This is a genomic window from Nonomuraea monospora (assembly GCF_039531895.1).
Taxonomy (GTDB): domain Bacteria; phylum Actinomycetota; class Actinomycetes; order Streptosporangiales; family Streptosporangiaceae; genus Nonomuraea; species Nonomuraea monospora.
Window position 1 is genome coordinate 60,346 of the sequence record NZ_BAAAQX010000020.1, and the last position, 16,471, is coordinate 76,816.

General features: G+C 72.4%; 16 protein-coding genes. 9 read left to right on the plus strand and 7 right to left on the minus strand.

All coding sequences use genetic code 11. From position 1 onward, the window contains the following. Window positions 1-47: 47 nt before the first annotated feature. Window positions 48-410: a cupin domain-containing protein gene (locus ABD331_RS33405; protein WP_148437146.1), complete on the minus strand. Its 363-nt coding sequence runs from the start codon at window positions 408-410 to the stop codon at window positions 48-50. Between the two features lie 62 nt (window positions 411-472). Here ABD331_RS33405 and ABD331_RS33410 point away from each other — a divergent pair, with 62 nt between their 5' ends. From ABD331_RS33410 to ABD331_RS33420, 3 genes are all read left to right on the plus strand, one after another. Further along, window positions 473-1,192 (plus strand): methyltransferase domain-containing protein, encoded by a 720-nt coding sequence (locus ABD331_RS33410; protein WP_344483600.1) that lies wholly within the window; start codon window positions 473-475, stop codon window positions 1,190-1,192. A 108-nt stretch (window positions 1,193-1,300) separates the two neighbouring features. Further along, window positions 1,301-2,515 (plus strand): adenylyl-sulfate kinase, encoded by a 1,215-nt coding sequence (cysC, locus tag ABD331_RS33415; protein WP_344483603.1) that lies wholly within the window; start codon window positions 1,301-1,303, stop codon window positions 2,513-2,515. Further along, window positions 2,503-3,393 carry a sulfite exporter TauE/SafE family protein gene (locus ABD331_RS33420; RefSeq protein WP_344483606.1) on the plus strand — a complete coding sequence of 297 codons (891 nt, stop codon included), beginning with the start codon at window positions 2,503-2,505 and terminating at the stop codon, window positions 3,391-3,393. The genes cysC and ABD331_RS33420 overlap by 13 nt, the downstream gene beginning before the upstream one ends. On the opposite strand, the gene ABD331_RS33425 is transcribed toward ABD331_RS33420, so the two are convergent. Next, window positions 3,338-4,366: a glycoside hydrolase family 26 protein gene (locus ABD331_RS33425; RefSeq protein WP_344483609.1), complete on the minus strand. Its 1,029-nt coding sequence runs from the start codon at window positions 4,364-4,366 to the stop codon at window positions 3,338-3,340. The two genes, ABD331_RS33420 and ABD331_RS33425, sit on opposite strands and share 56 nt — an antisense overlap. A 280-nt stretch (window positions 4,367-4,646) precedes the next feature. Here ABD331_RS33425 and ABD331_RS33430 point away from each other — a divergent pair, with 280 nt between their 5' ends. From ABD331_RS33430 to ABD331_RS33455, 6 genes are all read left to right on the plus strand, one after another. Then, on the plus strand, window positions 4,647-5,942 hold the full coding sequence (locus ABD331_RS33430; RefSeq protein WP_344483612.1) for a Wzz/FepE/Etk N-terminal domain-containing protein: 1,296 nt from the start codon (window positions 4,647-4,649) through the stop codon (window positions 5,940-5,942). Window positions 5,943-6,117: 175 nt separating this feature from the next. Beyond that, on the plus strand, window positions 6,118-7,395 hold the full coding sequence (locus ABD331_RS33435) for a hypothetical protein (protein WP_344483615.1): 1,278 nt from the start codon (window positions 6,118-6,120) through the stop codon (window positions 7,393-7,395). Beyond that, the gene (locus ABD331_RS33440) at window positions 7,392-8,300 is read left to right on the plus strand and encodes a hypothetical protein (protein ID WP_344483617.1); all 909 of its coding nucleotides are present in this window, start codon (window positions 7,392-7,394) and stop codon (window positions 8,298-8,300) included. The genes ABD331_RS33435 and ABD331_RS33440 overlap by 4 nt, the downstream gene beginning before the upstream one ends. A 5-nt stretch (window positions 8,301-8,305) precedes the next feature. Further along, a complete protein-coding gene (locus ABD331_RS33445; protein ID WP_344483620.1) occupies window positions 8,306-9,151 on the plus strand; it encodes a sulfotransferase domain-containing protein in 846 nt (281 codons plus the stop codon). Continuing rightward, the gene (locus ABD331_RS33450) at window positions 9,139-10,386 is read left to right on the plus strand and encodes a lipopolysaccharide biosynthesis protein (RefSeq protein WP_344483623.1); all 1,248 of its coding nucleotides are present in this window, start codon (window positions 9,139-9,141) and stop codon (window positions 10,384-10,386) included. Before ABD331_RS33445 ends, ABD331_RS33450 begins: the two co-directional genes overlap by 13 nt. Beyond that, on the plus strand, window positions 10,383-11,324 hold the full coding sequence (locus tag ABD331_RS33455; protein ID WP_344483626.1) for a sulfotransferase: 942 nt from the start codon (window positions 10,383-10,385) through the stop codon (window positions 11,322-11,324). The genes ABD331_RS33450 and ABD331_RS33455 overlap by 4 nt, the downstream gene beginning before the upstream one ends. Here the strand turns inward: ABD331_RS33455 and ABD331_RS33460 are convergent. The 5 genes from ABD331_RS33460 to cysD form a co-directional block, all read right to left on the minus strand. Beyond that, window positions 11,278-12,147, minus strand: a complete 870-nt coding sequence (locus ABD331_RS33460) for a WecB/TagA/CpsF family glycosyltransferase (protein WP_344483629.1) — start codon at window positions 12,145-12,147, stop codon at window positions 11,278-11,280. The two genes, ABD331_RS33455 and ABD331_RS33460, sit on opposite strands and share 47 nt — an antisense overlap. A 232-nt stretch (window positions 12,148-12,379) precedes the next feature. Then, a complete protein-coding gene (locus tag ABD331_RS33465) occupies window positions 12,380-13,258 on the minus strand; it encodes a glycosyltransferase family 2 protein (protein ID WP_344483632.1) in 879 nt (292 codons plus the stop codon). Between the two features lie 43 nt (window positions 13,259-13,301). Continuing rightward, window positions 13,302-14,198 carry a sulfotransferase gene (locus ABD331_RS33470; RefSeq protein WP_344483635.1) on the minus strand — a complete coding sequence of 299 codons (897 nt, stop codon included), beginning with the start codon at window positions 14,196-14,198 and terminating at the stop codon, window positions 13,302-13,304. 86 nt (window positions 14,199-14,284) lie between these two features. Beyond that, window positions 14,285-15,547 carry a sulfate adenylyltransferase subunit CysN gene (gene cysN / locus ABD331_RS33475; protein ID WP_148437156.1) on the minus strand — a complete coding sequence of 421 codons (1,263 nt, stop codon included), beginning with the start codon at window positions 15,545-15,547 and terminating at the stop codon, window positions 14,285-14,287. A 2-nt stretch (window positions 15,548-15,549) separates the two neighbouring features. Further along, window positions 15,550-16,464: a sulfate adenylyltransferase subunit CysD gene (cysD, locus tag ABD331_RS33480; RefSeq protein WP_344483640.1), complete on the minus strand. Its 915-nt coding sequence runs from the start codon at window positions 16,462-16,464 to the stop codon at window positions 15,550-15,552. Between the last annotated feature and the right edge of the window lie 7 nt (window positions 16,465-16,471).

The following is a 16,471-nucleotide window of genomic DNA, read 5'->3' on the forward strand; positions in this document are numbered from 1 at the left end:
CGTGTCAGGTCGCGGGGGTCTCTTCCCAGCCTACTCGCCGCGGCGGCTCAGCCAACTCGATAACCAGGCACGGAAGGCCAGCGCACGGTCAGCACCGTCGAAGCCTCCTCCGCCCGCCAGGAATGGTCGACACCCTTGCCCCACACCACGTAGTCGCCGGGGACGGACAGCAACACGCTGCGCCCCGGCAGCTCCACCCGGAACCGGCCGCTGATCAGCACGAGCAGCGCCGTGCGCGCCTCGCCCTTCACCCACTCCAGCCGCTCGTCACCTGGCGGGTGCACACCCCACTTGATCTCGACGTCTTCACTGTGTCTTGGATCGCCGGGGGGTTTGAAATGCCCGAGCAGCCAGCCCCGATCGCCCGCGGCGTCCACGCCCGCGTTCCCCACGTAGATCCGATCGTTCACGGGGCAGGACGCTAGCAGGGAAATGCATTACGGAAGGGGAGCAGGTGACTACTGTAGGTCATATGTCTGAGGTGCGATCGGTCGCCCAGCGAGGCGACCTCTTCGGTCAGCGGGTCCGCGAGCACGTTGCCGGGCAACCGATGAGGCGGCTGGACGTGCTGGTCGCCGGGTGCGCCCACGACGAGCCGCTGGTGCTCGAACACGTCGAGACCAGGGCCATGGGGGCGGACGAGGACCATCCGGCGATCCGGCGGGTGCTGGAGGAAAGGGCGGACCTCGCCACGTGGTCGCTGGGCGACCTGCGCTCGGTGCCGCTGCCGCCGCGCGGCTTCGACATCATTCAGTTGTCGTTCCTGCTGGAGCGGGTGCGCCACGCCGAGCTGGTCTTCGACCGGCTGCTGCAGTCGCTGCGGCCTGGCGGGCTGGTGCTGCTGCGGGTGCGTGACAGGCGGTCGGCGTACGGGCTGCTCGACCGGCTCACGCCGGGGTGGCTGCGCCGCCTGCTGTGGCGCGGCCTGGTGCGTCCCGGCATCCCCGGGCCGCTGCCCGCCGTGTACGAGCCGCTGGCCTCCAGCGACGGGCTGCACGCGTTCTGTCTGAGCCGCGGCCTGATGATCACCGATGACGAGCGGAACCTGAGCGGGCCGGCCCGCTCGCGCCGGATCGGCGCCGCGGCCGTGGCGCTGGTCTCCAAGCTGACCAGCGGGTACTTCCCCGCCTCGCACGACGAGATCACCATGGTGATCAGGAAGCCGCAGCACCACTTCGCGCGGCGGCTGTGACGCGCTCCGGGCCCCAGTGGCCTCAGGAGGGGGTCTGGCGACACACTGGTATCAGCCGGTAGACTCCTTTCCTACCAATTCAATCGGAATAGTTGGGATGCAGACAACGTGGAGTGGACCCCCGACCCGCGCGAGCTGGCCGACCTCGAACTGCTGCTGTCCGGCGCGTTCGAGCCGCTGACGGGGTTCCTCGCCCACGACGACCTGCACACCGTGCACGAGCGCGGCACGCTCGCCGACGGCACCCCGTGGCCCGCGCCCGTGACCCTGCACGTCGGCGCCGACCTGAAGCCCGGCGACGAGGTCACGCTGCTCGACCCCGAGGGCCTGCCGCTGGCCGTCCTCACCGTGTCCGCGCACGAGCCCGACGGCCTCACGGCGGGGCCGCTGAAGGCGCTGAGCACGCCGGAGCACGGGCCGTTCGCGCGGCTCCGGCGTACCCCCGCCCAGGTCAAGGAGGAGCTCGGCGGGCGCGCCGCGCTCGCCGTCACCCTGCGCGGCCCGCTCGACGACCTCGGCGAGATCGTCTCCACCGCCAAGGAGCTGAACGCGACGATCCTGCTGCTGCCCCTCGCGTACGGCGAGGCGGGCCCGGCGGTCGTCCGCGCCGCGCTGCGTGCCAAGGAGCAACTCCCGCCGGGCACGCTCGTCGTCCCCGTGCCCCTCGCCCCGCGCGAGGAGCCCGAGCTCGACCTGGAGTTGCGCGAGCACGTCGCCACCGCCTACGGCGCCACCGAGCACCTGGCGGGCCCGGAGCCCGTGCACATCCCCGGCCCGCCGCACCGCCGCGGCCTGGTGGTGTTCTTCACCGGCCTGTCGGGCTCGGGCAAGTCCACGATCGCCCGCGGCCTGCGTGACGCGCTGCTGGAGCTGGGCAGCCGCACGGTGACCTACCTCGACGGCGACGTGGTGCGCCACCTGCTGTCCAAGGGCCTGACCTTCTCCAAGCAGGACCGCGACCTGAACATCCGCCGCATCGGCTTCGTCGCCGCCGAGACCGCCCGCCACGGCGGCCTGGCGATCTGCGCGCCGATCGCGCCGTACGCGGCGACCCGCGAGGAGGTGCGCGAGATGGTCGAGTCCGTCGGGGCCGACTTCCTGCTCGTGCACGTCGCCACGCCGCTGGAGGAGTGCGAGCGGCGCGACCGCAAGGGCCTGTACGCCAAGGCGCGCGCCGGCCTGATCCCCGAGTTCACCGGCGTCTCCGACCCCTACGAGGAGCCGGACGACGCCGACCTGGTCATCGACACCACGCACCTCTCTATCGAGGCGGCAGTGTCCCGGGTGCTGGACACGCTGAAGAGTGGAGGATGGATCCGTTGATCGACTGGGCGCTGATCGCCGGGTCCTTCGTCGTCGCCATCGTGGTCGGGCTGACCGGGATGGGCGGCGGCGCGCTCATGACCCCGATGATGATGTTGTTCTTCAACGTCCCGCCGCTGGCCGCCGTCTCCAGCGACCTGGTCGCCTCGGCCGTGATGAAGCCGGTCGGCAGCGTCGTGCACCTGCGCCGCGGCACCGTCAACCTGCGCCTGGTCGGCTGGTTGTGCGTGGGCTCGGTGCCGGCGGCGTTCTGCGGGGTCTTCCTGGCCAGGGCGTTCGCGGTGAGCGACGCGGTCAAGTACGCGCTCGGCGTCGCACTGCTGCTGGCCGTGGCGGGCATGGCGCTGAAGAGCTGGCTCGGCGGGCGGGGCGGCTCGTCGGACGCGAACGACATCGTCGTGCGCCCAATTCCTACCCTACTGGTCGGTACGGTCGGCGGCCTCGTGGTCGGCGTCTCCTCCGTCGGCTCGGGATCGCTGATCATCGTGGCCCTGCTCGTCCTCTACCCGGCGCTCAAGGCCAACCAGCTCGTCGGCACCGACCTGGTGCAGGCCGTGCCCCTGGTCGCCGCCGCGGCGCTCGGCCACCTCCTGTTCGGCGACTTCCAGCTCGACCTCACGCTGTCGCTGCTCATCGGCTCGATCCCGGGCGTCTACCTCGGCGCCAGGATCTCCTCGCGCGCTCCGGGCGGCCTGATCAGGGCCATGCTGGCGATCGTCCTGCTGGCCTCCGCGCTCAAGCTGCTCGACGTGAGCAACACGCTCACCGTCTGGGCGCTGCTCGCCGCCACCGCGGTCACCGTCGTCGGCTGGCGGCTGCGGGTCAGGGCCGCGGCACGGGCGTCGAGCGGAAGTACGGATCTCGAGCCAGCTCGGTGAACGCCCGGTCAGCGCCGGGATCGGAGTCGAAGCTCGTGTCTCCGCGCGGCGCCTGCGGCGAGTCGAAGTAGAGCAGCGCCTTGATCTGCGGGTACCGCTTGATCTGCTTGAGCGCCGACTCGAAGAAACGCCGCTTGAACGACCGGTCCTTCGGCCGCTCGAACACGCCCCACTCGGCCACCATGACCGGCTTGCCGGGGAAGCGCGCCTGCATCCACCGGTAGAAGCCCGGCCAGTCGGGATACTCCTTGCGCGTCTTGTTCACCAGCCCGTCGAAGTCGGCCACCCGGTCGTCGGCGTACGGGTCCATCGCGACCCAGTCGACCACGTCGTCGCCGGGGTACAGCTCCTCGAACCAGGACTTGGCCGCCCAGTTGGGCGCGCCCATGTAGGTCATCACCACGACCGCGTTCCTGACGCCCTTCTCCCGCAGCCTGAGCACGACGTGCCGGAACATGGCCGCGTAGTCGGTGGCCGCCATGCCGGAGCCCGAGCCGGGGTCGACGTCGTTCTCCGGCTCGTGGTGCAGGGTGAGGAAGAACCGCTCGGGAAAGGTCTGTCTCAGATGGCCGGCCAGCCGGTCGATCCTGGCGTCGAGCGCTCCCTCGGCGATCTCCGCCCACGTGCGGTCGAGCGACGGCTTCCAGTTGATCATGAGCAGCCGCGGCCTGGCCGGGTCGCGGGCCAGCCTGATCTCCGTCTCGGTCGGGAACAGCTCGCTGCCCCGGTGGTAGACGTGCAGCACGTCGGCCGGCGCGCCCATGCGCGACTCCGCCCCGTGCAGCGCCTGCTCCACCGAGGCGCCGGTGAAGACCTCCGGCGCCATGCCCCACCACGCGCCGCAGGACGGAATCAGCCTGCTGGTGACGGTGCACGCGGGCGCGCCCGCCTGCTTGGCCACGGGGGCCTGGACCGGCACCGCGCGGACGCCGGAGCCCTCGGCTGTGGAGCAGGCGGCCAGCAGCACGGCCACGGCCAATATCGCACCGGTGAATGTTGTTTCATGGGAAATGCCCCGTAGCCGCAAAGCCTTCCAACCCCCTCGTCGAACGACCCCGCTAGTCACACCTGAACCTTGCCATGTCATTCCTGGAACTTCAGCCAGTAGGGAAGTCTCTGCAGTTCATAGCGGTGAGGTGACGTTCCCAATTTCCTGATATTTCGCTTTTTGTGTTTGCTTGTTTATGGCCTTACCGGAGAAAATCTTGAGTATTCAACCTGGGTGCTGACCGTCCCTCCTATAGTGGGCGCACATGAGCTCCGGCACCGACCTGGACGAGCATCTCTCGCTGCTGCGCAGGCGGTGGCTGCTCCTCGTGGGCTGCGTCGTGTTCGGCGGCACCGCGGGGCTGGCGCTGATGCGGCTGACCCCGCCGGCCTACACCGCCACCGCGCAGGTGCTCGTCATGCCGGTCGGCCCGCAGGAGCAGGCCAACCAGGTGACCAGCCGCCAGCGCGAGTCGCTCAACCTCGACACCGAGGCCCAGGTCGCCCAGTCGGCCGTGGTCGCCGCGCGTGCCGCCAGGGCGCTCGGGCTCGACCGTGCAGAAGCGGCCCAGGTCACCGTCCCGCCCAACTCCGCCGTACTGTGGATCTCGGTCACGGCCGCCGACCCCGCCACCGCGTCCGCGCAGGCGGGCGCGTACGCCGAGGCGTACCTGGCGCACCGCCGCGAGAGCGCGCTGACCGCCATGGCCCAGCAGCAGGAGGCCGTGCTCAGCAAGCTCAAGCAGGTCAACGCCGGCATCGACCAGGTCATCAAGCAGCTCGGCACCCTGCCCCGGGGCGGCGCCGCGCACGCGATCGCCGCCCAGCGGCAGGGCGTGCTCAACCGGCAGGCCGCCAGCCTGGCGCTGAAGTACGACGCGCTCAGAACGGTCGCGATCACCCCCGGCACCGTCATCAGCCAGGCCACACCGCCCGACACGCCCAGCTCCCCCAGCCTGCCCCTCTACCTGGGCACCGGGCTGATGGCGGGGCTGCTGCTCGGCTCGGCCGCCGCCTACGCCCGCGACCGCCTCGACCGGCGCCTGCGCACCCCCGCCGACGTCGAACGGCTCACCGGCCTGCCCGTGCTCAGCGACCTGTCCAGCCCGCGCGAGCACGGCGTGCTGCACGACCTGGCCTGCGCCGTCGTCTCCGCCTGCCCCGGCAAGCGGCTGCTCATCAGGGCGCTGCCCGCCGACCTGTACGCCTCCTCGCTGGCCGAGCCGCTCGCCGTGAGCGCGCCGCTCGTCGTGCTCGACGGCTCCGACGTGCGCGACCTGTCCAGGGCGGACGCCGCCGTCCTGCTGATCGGCCTGGGCCTGGTCACCTCCGAGGAGGTCGCGGCCGTCACCCGGCAGCTCGCCAGGCACGACGTGCCGATCATCGGCGTGGTCACGGCCACCGACGCGGTGCCGTCGTTCGTGCCGCTGCTGGAGCCACGGCCGCACACCTCGCTCGGCAAGCTCGTCGCGACGGGCGAACTGGAGGTGGGCACGTCCGCGGAAACCACCCCCATGCCGGCGCTCCACCACCACCCGCGGCGGCCGGGCAAGCAGCCGTGACGGCCCCGCACCCCACAGCGCCGCGCCCGCACGGCCCGCGACCGGCAGCACCCCGTCCACACGGCCCACATCCACACAGCCCGCACCCGCACGGCCCGCACCCCCATGGCCCGCACCCCCATGGCCCGCACCCGACAACGCTGCACCCGCGTGGCCCGCGACCGGTGGGGCCGCGGTGACGGGGCCCGCGTGGCCCATCGCGGCGTTGCTGGTCGGGTATCCGGTCTGGTGGGCGCTGGGGTTCGGCGGGCTGTCGGTGATCGTGCTGGCCGTCCCGATGGCGGTGCTGCTGTGGCGGCGACGGCCGCTCAAGGTGCCGCCCGGTTTCGGCCTGTGGCTGCTGCTGCTCGCCGGATACCTGGTCAGCGGCCTGATGCTGGCCGAGTCGCCCCCCGGCACGTACGGGGAGCTGGGCGCGGGCCGGATACTCGGCTACGGCATGCGCCTGGCGCTCTACAGCTCCGTCCTGATCATGGTCCTCTACCTGGGCAACCTCACAGAACGGGAGCTGCCGCAGCTCCGCCTGGTCCGCATGCTCGGCGTGCTGTTCGTCAGCACGGTCGCGGGCGGCCTGCTCGGCGTGTTCTTCCCCGGCTTCGCCTTCACCTCGCCCGTCGAGCTGCTGCTGCCCGACTGGATCAGCGGCAACTCGTTCGTGCAGAACCTCATCCACCCCACGGCCGCCCAGACGCAGAAGGTGCTCGGCTTCGCCTCCCCCAGGCCGGAGGCGCCGTACGAGTGGGCCAACGCCTGGGGCAGCAACGCGTCGGTGCTGCTGGTCTGGTTCGTGGTGGGCTGGTGGGTGTACGGCGGGACACGGCACAGGCTCCTCGTGGCCGCGGTGCTCGCCCTGGCCGCCATCCCCGTCGTGTACTCGCTCAACCGCGGCCTGTGGATCGGGCTCGGCCTGGCCGTCCTGTACGTGATCGTCCGCGTGCGCGGGCGTACCAGGGCCGCGCTGTGCGGCGCGCTCGCGGCAGGGGCGCTGGCGTTCGCGCTCAGCCCGCTGGCCCCGCTGGTCGCCCAGCGCCTGGACAAACCGCACTCCAACGACATCCGCGCCTTCACCGTCAGCGCCACCCTCACCGCCGCCGGACACTCCCCCGTGATCGGGTACGGCAACACGCGCAACGCCACGGGCAACCACCGCACGATCACGACCGGCAAGACCGACTGGTGCGACACCTGCGGCCATCCGCCGCTGGGCAGCGACGGGCAGCTCTGGCTGCTGATCATCACGCAGGGGTTCACCGGGGCCGCGCTCTACGTGGCGTTCTTCGTGGGCGCGATCCTGCGCCACCGGCGCGACCGCAGCCCCGTCGGGCTGGCCGGGGTGCTCGTGATGGGGCTCGTGCTGCTCTACATGTTCGTCTACGACGGCCTGGTCACGCCGCTCACGCTCTACCTCGTCTCCTTCGCCCTCCTGTGGCGCAACCAGCGGGAGGGCGCATGAGGGATTCCGCCGTCCGGCTCGGGTATCTCGCGGAGACCGTGCGGCTGCTGTATCCGGGGCCGGGCGCGCCCCGGGCGTACACGCTGCTGCCGCACGCCGCCGTGCCGCGCAGGCTGGCTCCGCGCCGCTGGTGGCATCTGGGCTCCACGGTCGAGGTGCCGGTCGAGGGGTCGATCGCGGCGCACCTCAGCGACGTCTTCCACCGTCCGGTCGAGACCGTCCTGCACGTACGGCCGGCGCTGCGGGCCAACCGCAAGCCCATCCTGGAGGCCCGATCGGGCGGCCGGCGGCTGGCGTTCGTGAAGATCGGCGACAGCGAGCGGGCCCGCGCCCTGATCACCGCCGAGGCGGCGGCGCTGCGCAGGCTGGCCGGGCTGTCCCTGCGCACGGTCGCCGCCCCCGCCGTGCTGCACCACGGCGAGTGGCGCGGCCTGTCGGTGCTGGCGCTGTCGCCGCTGCCGGTGCGCGGACGGCTGCGGCGCGGCCGGGTGCCGCGCCCGCTGCTGCTGGACGCGGTCAAGGAGATCGCCCTCACCGGCGGCGCCCGGCCCGCCTGGCACGGCGACCTCGCGCCCTGGAACCTGTGCCGCTCCCGCGACGGGCGGCTGCTGGTGTGGGACTGGGAGCGATACGAGGTCGGCGTGCCCTACGGCTTCGACGCCGTTCACCACTTCTTCCAGCGGGCACTGCGCAGGACGGCGCCGCCGGTCGCGGCGCGGGCCTGCGTGGCGCGCGCCGCGCGGCTGCTGGCCCCACTCGGAGTGTCGTCGCCGGCGGCCAGGCAGACCGCGCTGCGCTACCTCATCGCGCTGGCCGAGCGGCACGCCGCCGACGGCCACGCGCCGCTCGGCCCGCCGGAGTCCTGGCTCAACCCGGCCGTCGACCACGAGGAGCTGTTGATTTGAGGACGATGAAGCGATCGGTCCTGTCACTGTCGCGGGCCACCGGACGGTTCACGTCGGGGGCACGCGTGCTGCCGTCGTTCCTGCTCACGGGCGCGCAGCGGTGCGGCACCACCTCCCTGTACCGGGCGCTGGCCCAGCATCCGCTGCTGCTCAAACCCGTGCTGCACAAGGGCGTGCACTACTTCGACGTCGCCTACTGGCGCGGGACGGCCTGGTACCAGGCGCACTTCCCGCTGCGGGTGGGTGCCGCGCTGCTGCACCACCGGTACGGCACCCGCGCCCAGGCTTACGAGTCCTCCCCCTACTACCTGTTCCATCCGCTGGCCGGGGAGCGCATCGCGGCCGACCTGCCGGGGGTCAAGCTGATCGTGCTGGTCCGCGACCCGGTCGAGCGGGCCGTCTCCGCGCACGCGCACGAGCTGGCCCGCGGCTTCGAGACGGAGTCGCACTTCGAGCACGCCGTGGAGCTGGAGGCCCAGCGCCTGGCCGGCGCCGAGGAGCTGCTGCGCGAGTCGCCGTTCGCGCTGCACCACTCGCACCGCCACCACGCCTACCTCGCCAGGGGCCGCTACGCCGACCAGCTCGACCGGCTGGAGCCGCTGATCGGCCGCGAACGCATCCTCGTCCTCGACAGCCACCGCTTCTTCACCGAGCCCGAGTCCGCCTACGACCGGGTGATGGACTTCCTGGGGCTGCCGCACCTGGGCTATCCGGCGTTCGAACGGCACAACGGGCGGGTGCCGCCGCGCCGGGTGCCCCAGGTGCTCGGGCGGGCGTTGCGTGACCACTTCGAGGCGTACGACGCGCGGCTGGTGCGCTGGCTGGGCCAGGAGCCGTCGTGGCGGCGGTGATCGGGCGCAAGGGGCTGGCCGGGCTGGGCGGGGCGGCGCTGGGGGCGCTGGCGCAGTTCGTCCTCGTGGTGGTGGTGACCAGGGCGTTCCCCGCGGCCGAGGCGGGGGCGTTCTTCACCGCGACGGCGCTGGTGCTCATGGTGGCGGGCATCGCGAAACTGGACGCGGGCAACGGGCTGATCTACTTCATCGCCCGCGCCAAGACCTACAGCTACCTCGGCATTTCCGGATATATCCGGGCAGCGCTGGTGCCCTGCGCCCTCGTCGCCGCGGGCGCGGCCATCCTGCTGTACCCCCGCCTCGGCCCGCCCGTTCTCCTGCTGCCGGTCATGGTCGTGGCGGACGTCCTGCTGGCCGCCACCCGCGGCTTCGGCCTCATGCGACCCACCGTGCTGCTCGACGGGGTGGCCCTGCCGGTCGGCCAGGTCCTGCTGGTCGGCGCGGCGGCGCTGGCGGGGGTCTCCGGGTGGGGGCTGACGATGGCGTGGGCGGCGCCGTACCTGCCGGTCGTGGTCCTGGCGGCGGCCGGGCTGCGCGGACGGGTGCCGCGCACGCCGTACCTGCCGGGCACCGGCCGGGACCTGTGGCGCTACACCGCGCCGCGGTCGCTCGCCGGCGCCATCCAGGCCGTGTTCCAGCGCGTGGACATCGTCATCGTCGCCGCGCTCGCCGGCCCCGCGCAGGCGGCCGTCTACACGGCGGCCACCCGGTTCAAGGTCGTCGGGCAGCTCGCCAACCAGGGGCTCGCGCAGTCGGTGCAGGCCGGGCTCGTCAGGGCGCTGGCCGACGGTGAACGGGAGCGGGCCCGCGAGCTGTACCAGGCGGCGACGGCCTGGCTGGTGTTGCTGACGTGGCCGGTCTGGCTGGCGTACGCGGTGCTGGCGCCGTGGGTGCTGCGGCTGTTCGGGCCGTCGTACGCGGTGGCGGCCCCCGTCGCGCTGGTGCTCGCCGGAACCATGATGGTGGCGACCGCCTGCGGCATGGTCGACATGGTGCTGACGGCCGCCGGGCACACCGGCGTCAGCCTGGCCAACCTGCTGGCCGCCGTCGGCTGCACCGTGCTGCTCGACCTGGCGCTCATCCCGGCGCACGGGGCGCTCGGGGCCGTCGCGGGGTGGTCGGGCGGTGTGATCGTCAAGAACCTGCTGCCCCTCTGGCAGCTCCACCGCCGCTACGGACTGCACCCCTTCGGCCGCCACACCCTCGCCGCGCTGCGGCGGACGGCGGTCGCATGAACCCCGTACTCGTCACCGGGCTGCCCCGGAGCGGGACGAGCTGGGTCGGCAAGATGCTCACCGCCGGAGGCGACCTCGTCTACGTCAACGAGCCACTCAACCCCCAGCACCCGCCCGGCCACTGCCCCGGCGTGCTCAACGCCCGCGTCACCCACCGCTTCCAGTACATCTGCGACGACAACTCCGCCGACTGGCTGCCCGCCTTCCGCGACACCGTGCGCCTGCGCTACCGCTGGCTGGCCGAACTGCGCGCGAACCGCTCCCCGTACGACCTGGCCCGCATGCTCCGCTACGGCACCGCCTTCACCCTCGGCCGCCTCACGAGCCGGCGGGCGCTGCTGGACGACCCGTTCGCCGTGCTGAGCGCCGGATGGTTCGCGCGGCGGCTGGGGTGCCGGGTGATCGCCCTCGTCCGGGATCCGGTGTCGTTCGTGGCGAGCTGGCAGCGGCTGGGGTGGACGGTGCACCTGCGCGAGCTGCTGGAACAGCCGCTGCTGGTCAGGGACCATCCCGAGGTGCTGGAGCTGCGGGCGCTCGCCGCGTCTCCCGATCGTCTGGCGACGGCGGCGGCGTTGTGGCGGGTGACCCGGGCTGTGCTGGAGCGCACGCCTGGGATCCTCGTCACGCCGTACGAGTCGCTGGCCGCCGACCCGGTGACCGGTTTTCGGGGGTTGTACGCGTACGCGGGGCTGCGGTGGACACCGGACGCCGAACGGCGGATCGTACGAGCCTGCTGCGCCTCCTCAACCGACATGGCCGGTGGCACGTCGCCTGGCGCGGCAAGCGGCACGGTGGGTGGCGGGGCGAGGGGCTTCGTGTGGTCGGGGTGGTCGCGGACGGCGTACCGGCGGATGGACTCGCGTGAGGCGATCGCGCGCGGGCCGCGGGGGCTCACCGAGCGGGAGGCAGCCCGCGTCCGTGCCCTGACGGGAACCTGAGCCGGGCGGCCAGGCACCCCCCGAGCAGCCGCAAGGCGAACGGCAGGTCGTCGATGAGGTAGCGGCGCGCCAGCCGCCCCGGCTCGGCGGCCAGCCGGAACGCCCACTCCAGCCCCGCCCGCCCGGCCCACGCGGGCGCCCTGGCGACCGTGCCGGCGGCGAACGCGATGGCCGCCCCGCACCCCACGAACCAGGCTCCCGGCAGCTCCTCCCGCAGCCTGGCGATGAGCCGGTCCTGCCGGGGGAACCCGAGCCCCACGAACACCAGCCGTGGCCGCGCCGCCACCACCATCGCGCGCACCCTGGCCGCACCCTCGGGGGTGGCGTCGAACGCGTACGGCGGCGTGTGCACCCCGCAGACCTTCAGCTCGGGATGGCGGCTCCTCAGCTCGGCCGCCGCCCTGCGCGCCACCACGGGCGGGCCGCCGCCGAGCAGGTAGACCGGCCAGCCGCGGCGGGCGGCGAGCGCGCTGAGCGACCAGATCAGGTCAGCGCCCGTCACCCGCTCGGAAACGGGGGTGCCGAGCAGCCGCGCCGCCCACACCAGCGGCATGCCGTCGGGGACGACGAGGTCGGCGGAGGTGATCAGGTCGCGCAGCGCGGGGTCGGCGGCGGCTGCGCGGCAGATGTCCACGTTCGGCGTGACGATCCGGCCGCCTCTCCCTGCCTCCATGGCCTGGGCGACCCTGTGCACGACCTCGCTCCCGGTCAGCGCGTCCACCCCGACCCCGGCCACTTGCACGCGCGCAGCCCTGCCGTCCGTCCTCACGCTCTCACCCGACACGGGCCCGATCACCGCTCCCTCGCCTCCCACCGCCGTCACCCCACCTCCCGCCGCCGCCCTCACGTCGCTAACCGGGGACGGACCAAAGGCAGGGCGCCGTCGCGCGAGACGGGCACAACAGCGGGCAGTACAGCCGGCGCAGCGCTGGCCAGCACGACCAGCGCAGCGCCAGGCAGGGTGGCGGGCACGGCGGCGAGCGCGGTGGCGGAGGCGGGGGCGGGGGCGGGCATGGTGGTAGTCGGGAGGGGCGTCCGTGCCCCTGGAGGCAGGCTCAAATGCCGTGCCCCCGCTGCTGCAAGGCGGCCACCACGGTAGGCGCCGTCACAACCCCAGCCGCCACAGCGAGCGCGATCGGCACCCGAGGCTCAAGAACCCGAGCCCCCAGGGCCCGCAAAGCCCACCGCAAGGCCGCCCGCCGCTCCCCCAGCGCCGCGTGGCAGAAGGCGAGCTGGCCGCGGATCCGCGCCGCACCACGCGGGTCCGCGGCCAGCTCGGGGTGCCGGGCGAGCATCCACTCGAGCCCGGCGATGCGGTCCGTCCACCGGACCGCATAGTGGGATCCGGCCCACCGCACCAGCACCAGCGGCTGGTCGACGTGGACGAGCGGCCTCCGCTTGGCGGCGCGCAGGGCCAGATCCCAGTCCTCGTTCTGCCCTCCGGGCGCGCTCTCGTCGGGCCAGAGCAGCCCGCGCGAGAACAGGAACGTCGATGAGTGCACCATCATCATCCGCGAGCGCACCAGGTCGGCGGCGGTGACGGAGGTGGTGCCGGCGAGGCGGGTGACGCGGCGGCGGCCGTGTTCGACCTCGATGGCGCAGCTCGCGAACTCGCCGCCCGCCTCGGTGAGGGCGCGTACCTGGGTGGCGAGTTTGCCGGGCAGCCACAGGTCGTCGTCGTCGCAGAAGGCGATGAGGTCGGTGTCGCAGGCGGCGATGCCGGTGTTGCGGGCGCCTGGCAGCCCCGGGGTGAGCGTGTTGGGCAGGACGCGCACCGGGACGCCGGTCACGTCGTGCGGGGAGCGGCCGTCGGCGACGACGACCACGTGCAGCTCGCCCGGGTAGTCCTGGCGCAGCACGGCGTCGACGGCCTGGCGGAGCAGGGCGGGGCGGTCGCCGCGGGTGGGGATGACGACCCCTACGGATGGGCTCATGACACCACCCCGCGAGTGGGGATGACGACCCCTGCGGAAGGGCTCACGTCACCACCCCCCAGTAGCCGTAGCGGGCCCTGAGCGGCCAGGTGAGGGCGTTGACGACGCGCCGGTGCGCCTGGGGCAGCCCTGCGCGCCAGGAGTCGTCGCGCCGCAGCTCGACCCGTCCGACGTGGAAGCGCATGGGGTTGCCCGAGGCGGTGTGGGAGGGGCCCAGCCAGGCGGTGCGGCCTTCGAGGAACGGCAGCTCCGGCTCGGGCAGGCCGAGTTGACGCGCCAGGGTGCGCAGCGTCTCGCCGGGGGCGGCGAGGAGGTCCTCGTAGCGGATCCTGGTCACGCGGGCGCCGCGGCCGGGGAGCAGCTCCAGGGCGGTGTTCTGGGCCGACCAGTGCAGGGCGGTGCGGGCGGGGCCCCACCGGGTCATCGGCCGGCCGTCCTCGGGCCTGCGTACGGTCCGGGCCCAGGAGTGGGCGACCGCGCGCGGGTCTCTGACGACGTGCACGACGCGCACGTCCACGCCGCTCGCCAGCAGGCAGCAGGCCAGCGACGCGTGCTTGCTGGAGTCGATGACGACGGGCGCGCCCGCCGCGTCGTACAGCAGCCGGTAGGCCCGCGCGTACTCGGCCAGGTCGGGGTGGGCGATCCGCGCGATCCTGCGGGTGCGGTCGATCCTGCCGCGCAGCAGGACGATCCGCTCGGCCAACTCGCGACGCCAGCCGCCGAACGCCCGCTCCCCCACCTGCCGCCAGAACGGGCAGTCGGGGAAAGGGGAACCACACCCGCAGAGCTCCTCCGCCAGAACCCCCCGGTCCCACAGATGCACCACCTCGCCCAGCGGCGCCACGCCAGGAAGCTCACCGAGGAGCCTCTCGAGCAGCGTGGTGCCGCTTCGGCCAAGGCCGCCCAGGTAGATCACCCGGGCGGACGCGCTATCAGTCAACGGAGGAGAGCCTTCGCGTCGTAGCAACGGAACGCGACGACTCTACTGCGGAGAGTAAAGAGCGGGTCAACCGAACCCGAAAAGATCTACCTGGCGTCGATGACCATGCCGGCGCCGACCGTGGCGTTCGTGGACTCGTCCACGAGGATGAAGCCGCCGGTGGAGCGGTTGCGCGCGTAGTCGTCGACGAACAGGGGCTGCGTGACGCGCAGCGACACCCGGCCGATCTCGTTGAGGCCGAGCGAGGTGGCCTCCTCGTCGCGGTGCAGGGTGTTGACGTCGAGCCGGTAGTGCAGGTCGCGGACGAGCGCGCGGGCCGTACGGGTGGTGTGCTTGATCGTCAGCTTGGAGCGCGGCCCCAGCTTGACGCCGTCGGCCATCCAGCAGACCATCGCCTCCAGCTCCTGCGCGACCTGGGGCTGGTTGTTGGGCCTGGCGATCATGTCGCCGCGCGAGACGTCGATGTCGTCCTCGAAGCGCAGCGTCACCGACATGGGCGGGAACGCCTCCTCGATCGGCCCGTCGAAGGTGTCGATGGAGGCGATGCGCGTGGTCAGCCCGGACGGCAGGTGCACCACCTCGTCACCGGGCTTGAGCACGCCGCCGGCCACCTGTCCCGCGTAGCCGCGGTAGTCGTGGAAGGCCGGGTCGGTGGCCCGCTGCGGGCGGATGACGTACTGCACGGGGAAGCGCACGTCGGTGAGGTTGCGGTCGGAGGCGATGTGCACGTTCTCCAGGTGGTGCAGGAGGGACGTGCCGAGGTACCACGGCATGTTCTCGCTGCGCGAGACCACGTTGTCGCCGTTGAGCGCGGAGATGGGGATGAAGGTGAGGTCGCCGATGTTCAGCTTGGACGCGAACGCGGTGAACTCGTCCTTGATCTCCTCGAAGCGCTCCTGGGAGTAGTCGACCAGGTCCATCTTGTTGACGGCCAGCACCAGGTGCGGGACGCGCAGCAGCGAGGTCAGGAAGGCGTGCCGCCGCGACTGCTCCAGCACGCCCTTGCGGGCGTCGATGAGCACGATGGCCAGGTCGGCGGTGGAGGCGCCGGTGACCATGTTCCTGGTGTACTGGATGTGCCCGGGCGTGTCGGCGATGATGAACTTGCGGCGCGGGGTGGCGAAGTAGCGGTAGGCCACGTCGATCGTGATGCCCTGCTCCCGCTCGGCGCGCAGGCCGTCGGTCAGCAGCGACAGGTCGGTGTACTCGGTGCCGCGGTCGCGCGAGGTGCGCTCGACGGCTTCGAGCTGGTCCTCGAAGATCGCCTTGGAGTCGAAGAGCAACCGTCCGATGAGGGTGGACTTGCCGTCGTCGACGCTTCCCGCCGTGGCAAAGCGCAGAATGTCCATCGTTAGAAGTAGCCCTCTCGCTTGCGATCTTCCATCGCGGCCTCGGACGAGCGGTCGTCGGCCCTGGTGGCCCCGCGCTCGGTGATCCGGGTGGCGGCGATCTCCTCGATGATCTCCTCGACCGTCACGGCCGTGGACTGCACGGCGCCGGTGCAGGTCATGTCGCCCACGGTGCGGTAGCGCACCACGGCCTCGAACAGCGGCTCGTCGTCGCCGCGCTGGACGACGTCGCCGTCGGGCAGCAGCATGCCGTCACGCTCGAAGACCTTGCGGGTGTGGGCGAAGTAGATGGAGGGGATCTCGATGCCCTCGCGCCTGATGTAGTCCCAGACGTCGAGCTCGGTCCAGTTGGACAGCGGGAAGACGCGGATGTGCTCACCCTTGCGGATGCGCGAGTTGTACAGGCTCCACAGCTCGGGGCGCTGGTTCTTCGGGTCCCACTGCCCGAAGTCGTCGCGGAAGGAGAACACCCGCTCCTTGGCGCGGGCCTTCTCCTCGTCGCGCCTGGCGCCGCCGAAGACGGCGTCGAACTCGTGCTCCTCGATCGCGTCGAGCAGCGTGGTGGTCTGCAAGCGGTTGCGCGAGGCTCGCCGCCCGGTCTCCTCCACGACGCGGCCCTGGTCGATGGAGTCCTGCACGCTGGCGACGATCAGGCGCGCGCCCAGCTCGGCGGAGCGGCGGTCGCGGAACTCGATGACCTCGTCGAAGTTGTGGCCCGTGTCGACGTGCATGAGCGGGAACGGGATCGCGGCGGGCCAGAACGCCTTCTCCGCGATGCGGAGCATGACGATCGAGTCCTTGCCTCCGGAGAAGAGCAGACAGGGACGTTCGAACTCGGCCGCCACCTCGCGCATGATGTGAATGGCCTCTGCTTCGAGCACGTCGAGCTGCGACGTCGTGTAGTCGCGCTGCAGCATGGAGCTT

Coding starts and splice junctions, on each gene's coding strand:
- ABD331_RS33410 (WP_344483600.1), top strand. CDS start 473: ATGTCTGAGGTGCGATCGGTCGCCCAGCGAGGCGACCTCTTCGGTCAG.
- ABD331_RS33420 (WP_344483606.1), top strand. CDS start 2,503: ATGGATCCGTTGATCGACTGGGCGCTGATCGCCGGGTCCTTCGTCGTC.
- ABD331_RS33430 (WP_344483612.1), top strand. CDS start 4,647: ATGAGCTCCGGCACCGACCTGGACGAGCATCTCTCGCTGCTGCGCAGG.
- ABD331_RS33440 (WP_344483617.1), top strand. CDS start 7,392: ATGAGGGATTCCGCCGTCCGGCTCGGGTATCTCGCGGAGACCGTGCGG.
- ABD331_RS33445 (WP_344483620.1), top strand. CDS start 8,306: ATGAAGCGATCGGTCCTGTCACTGTCGCGGGCCACCGGACGGTTCACG.
- ABD331_RS33455 (WP_344483626.1), top strand. CDS start 10,383: ATGAACCCCGTACTCGTCACCGGGCTGCCCCGGAGCGGGACGAGCTGG.
- ABD331_RS33465 (WP_344483632.1), bottom strand. CDS start 13,258: ATGAGCCCATCCGTAGGGGTCGTCATCCCCACCCGCGGCGACCGCCCC.
- cysN (WP_148437156.1), bottom strand. CDS start 15,547: ATGGACATTCTGCGCTTTGCCACGGCGGGAAGCGTCGACGACGGCAAG.
- cysD (WP_344483640.1), bottom strand. CDS start 16,464: ATGCTGCAGCGCGACTACACGACGTCGCAGCTCGACGTGCTCGAAGCA.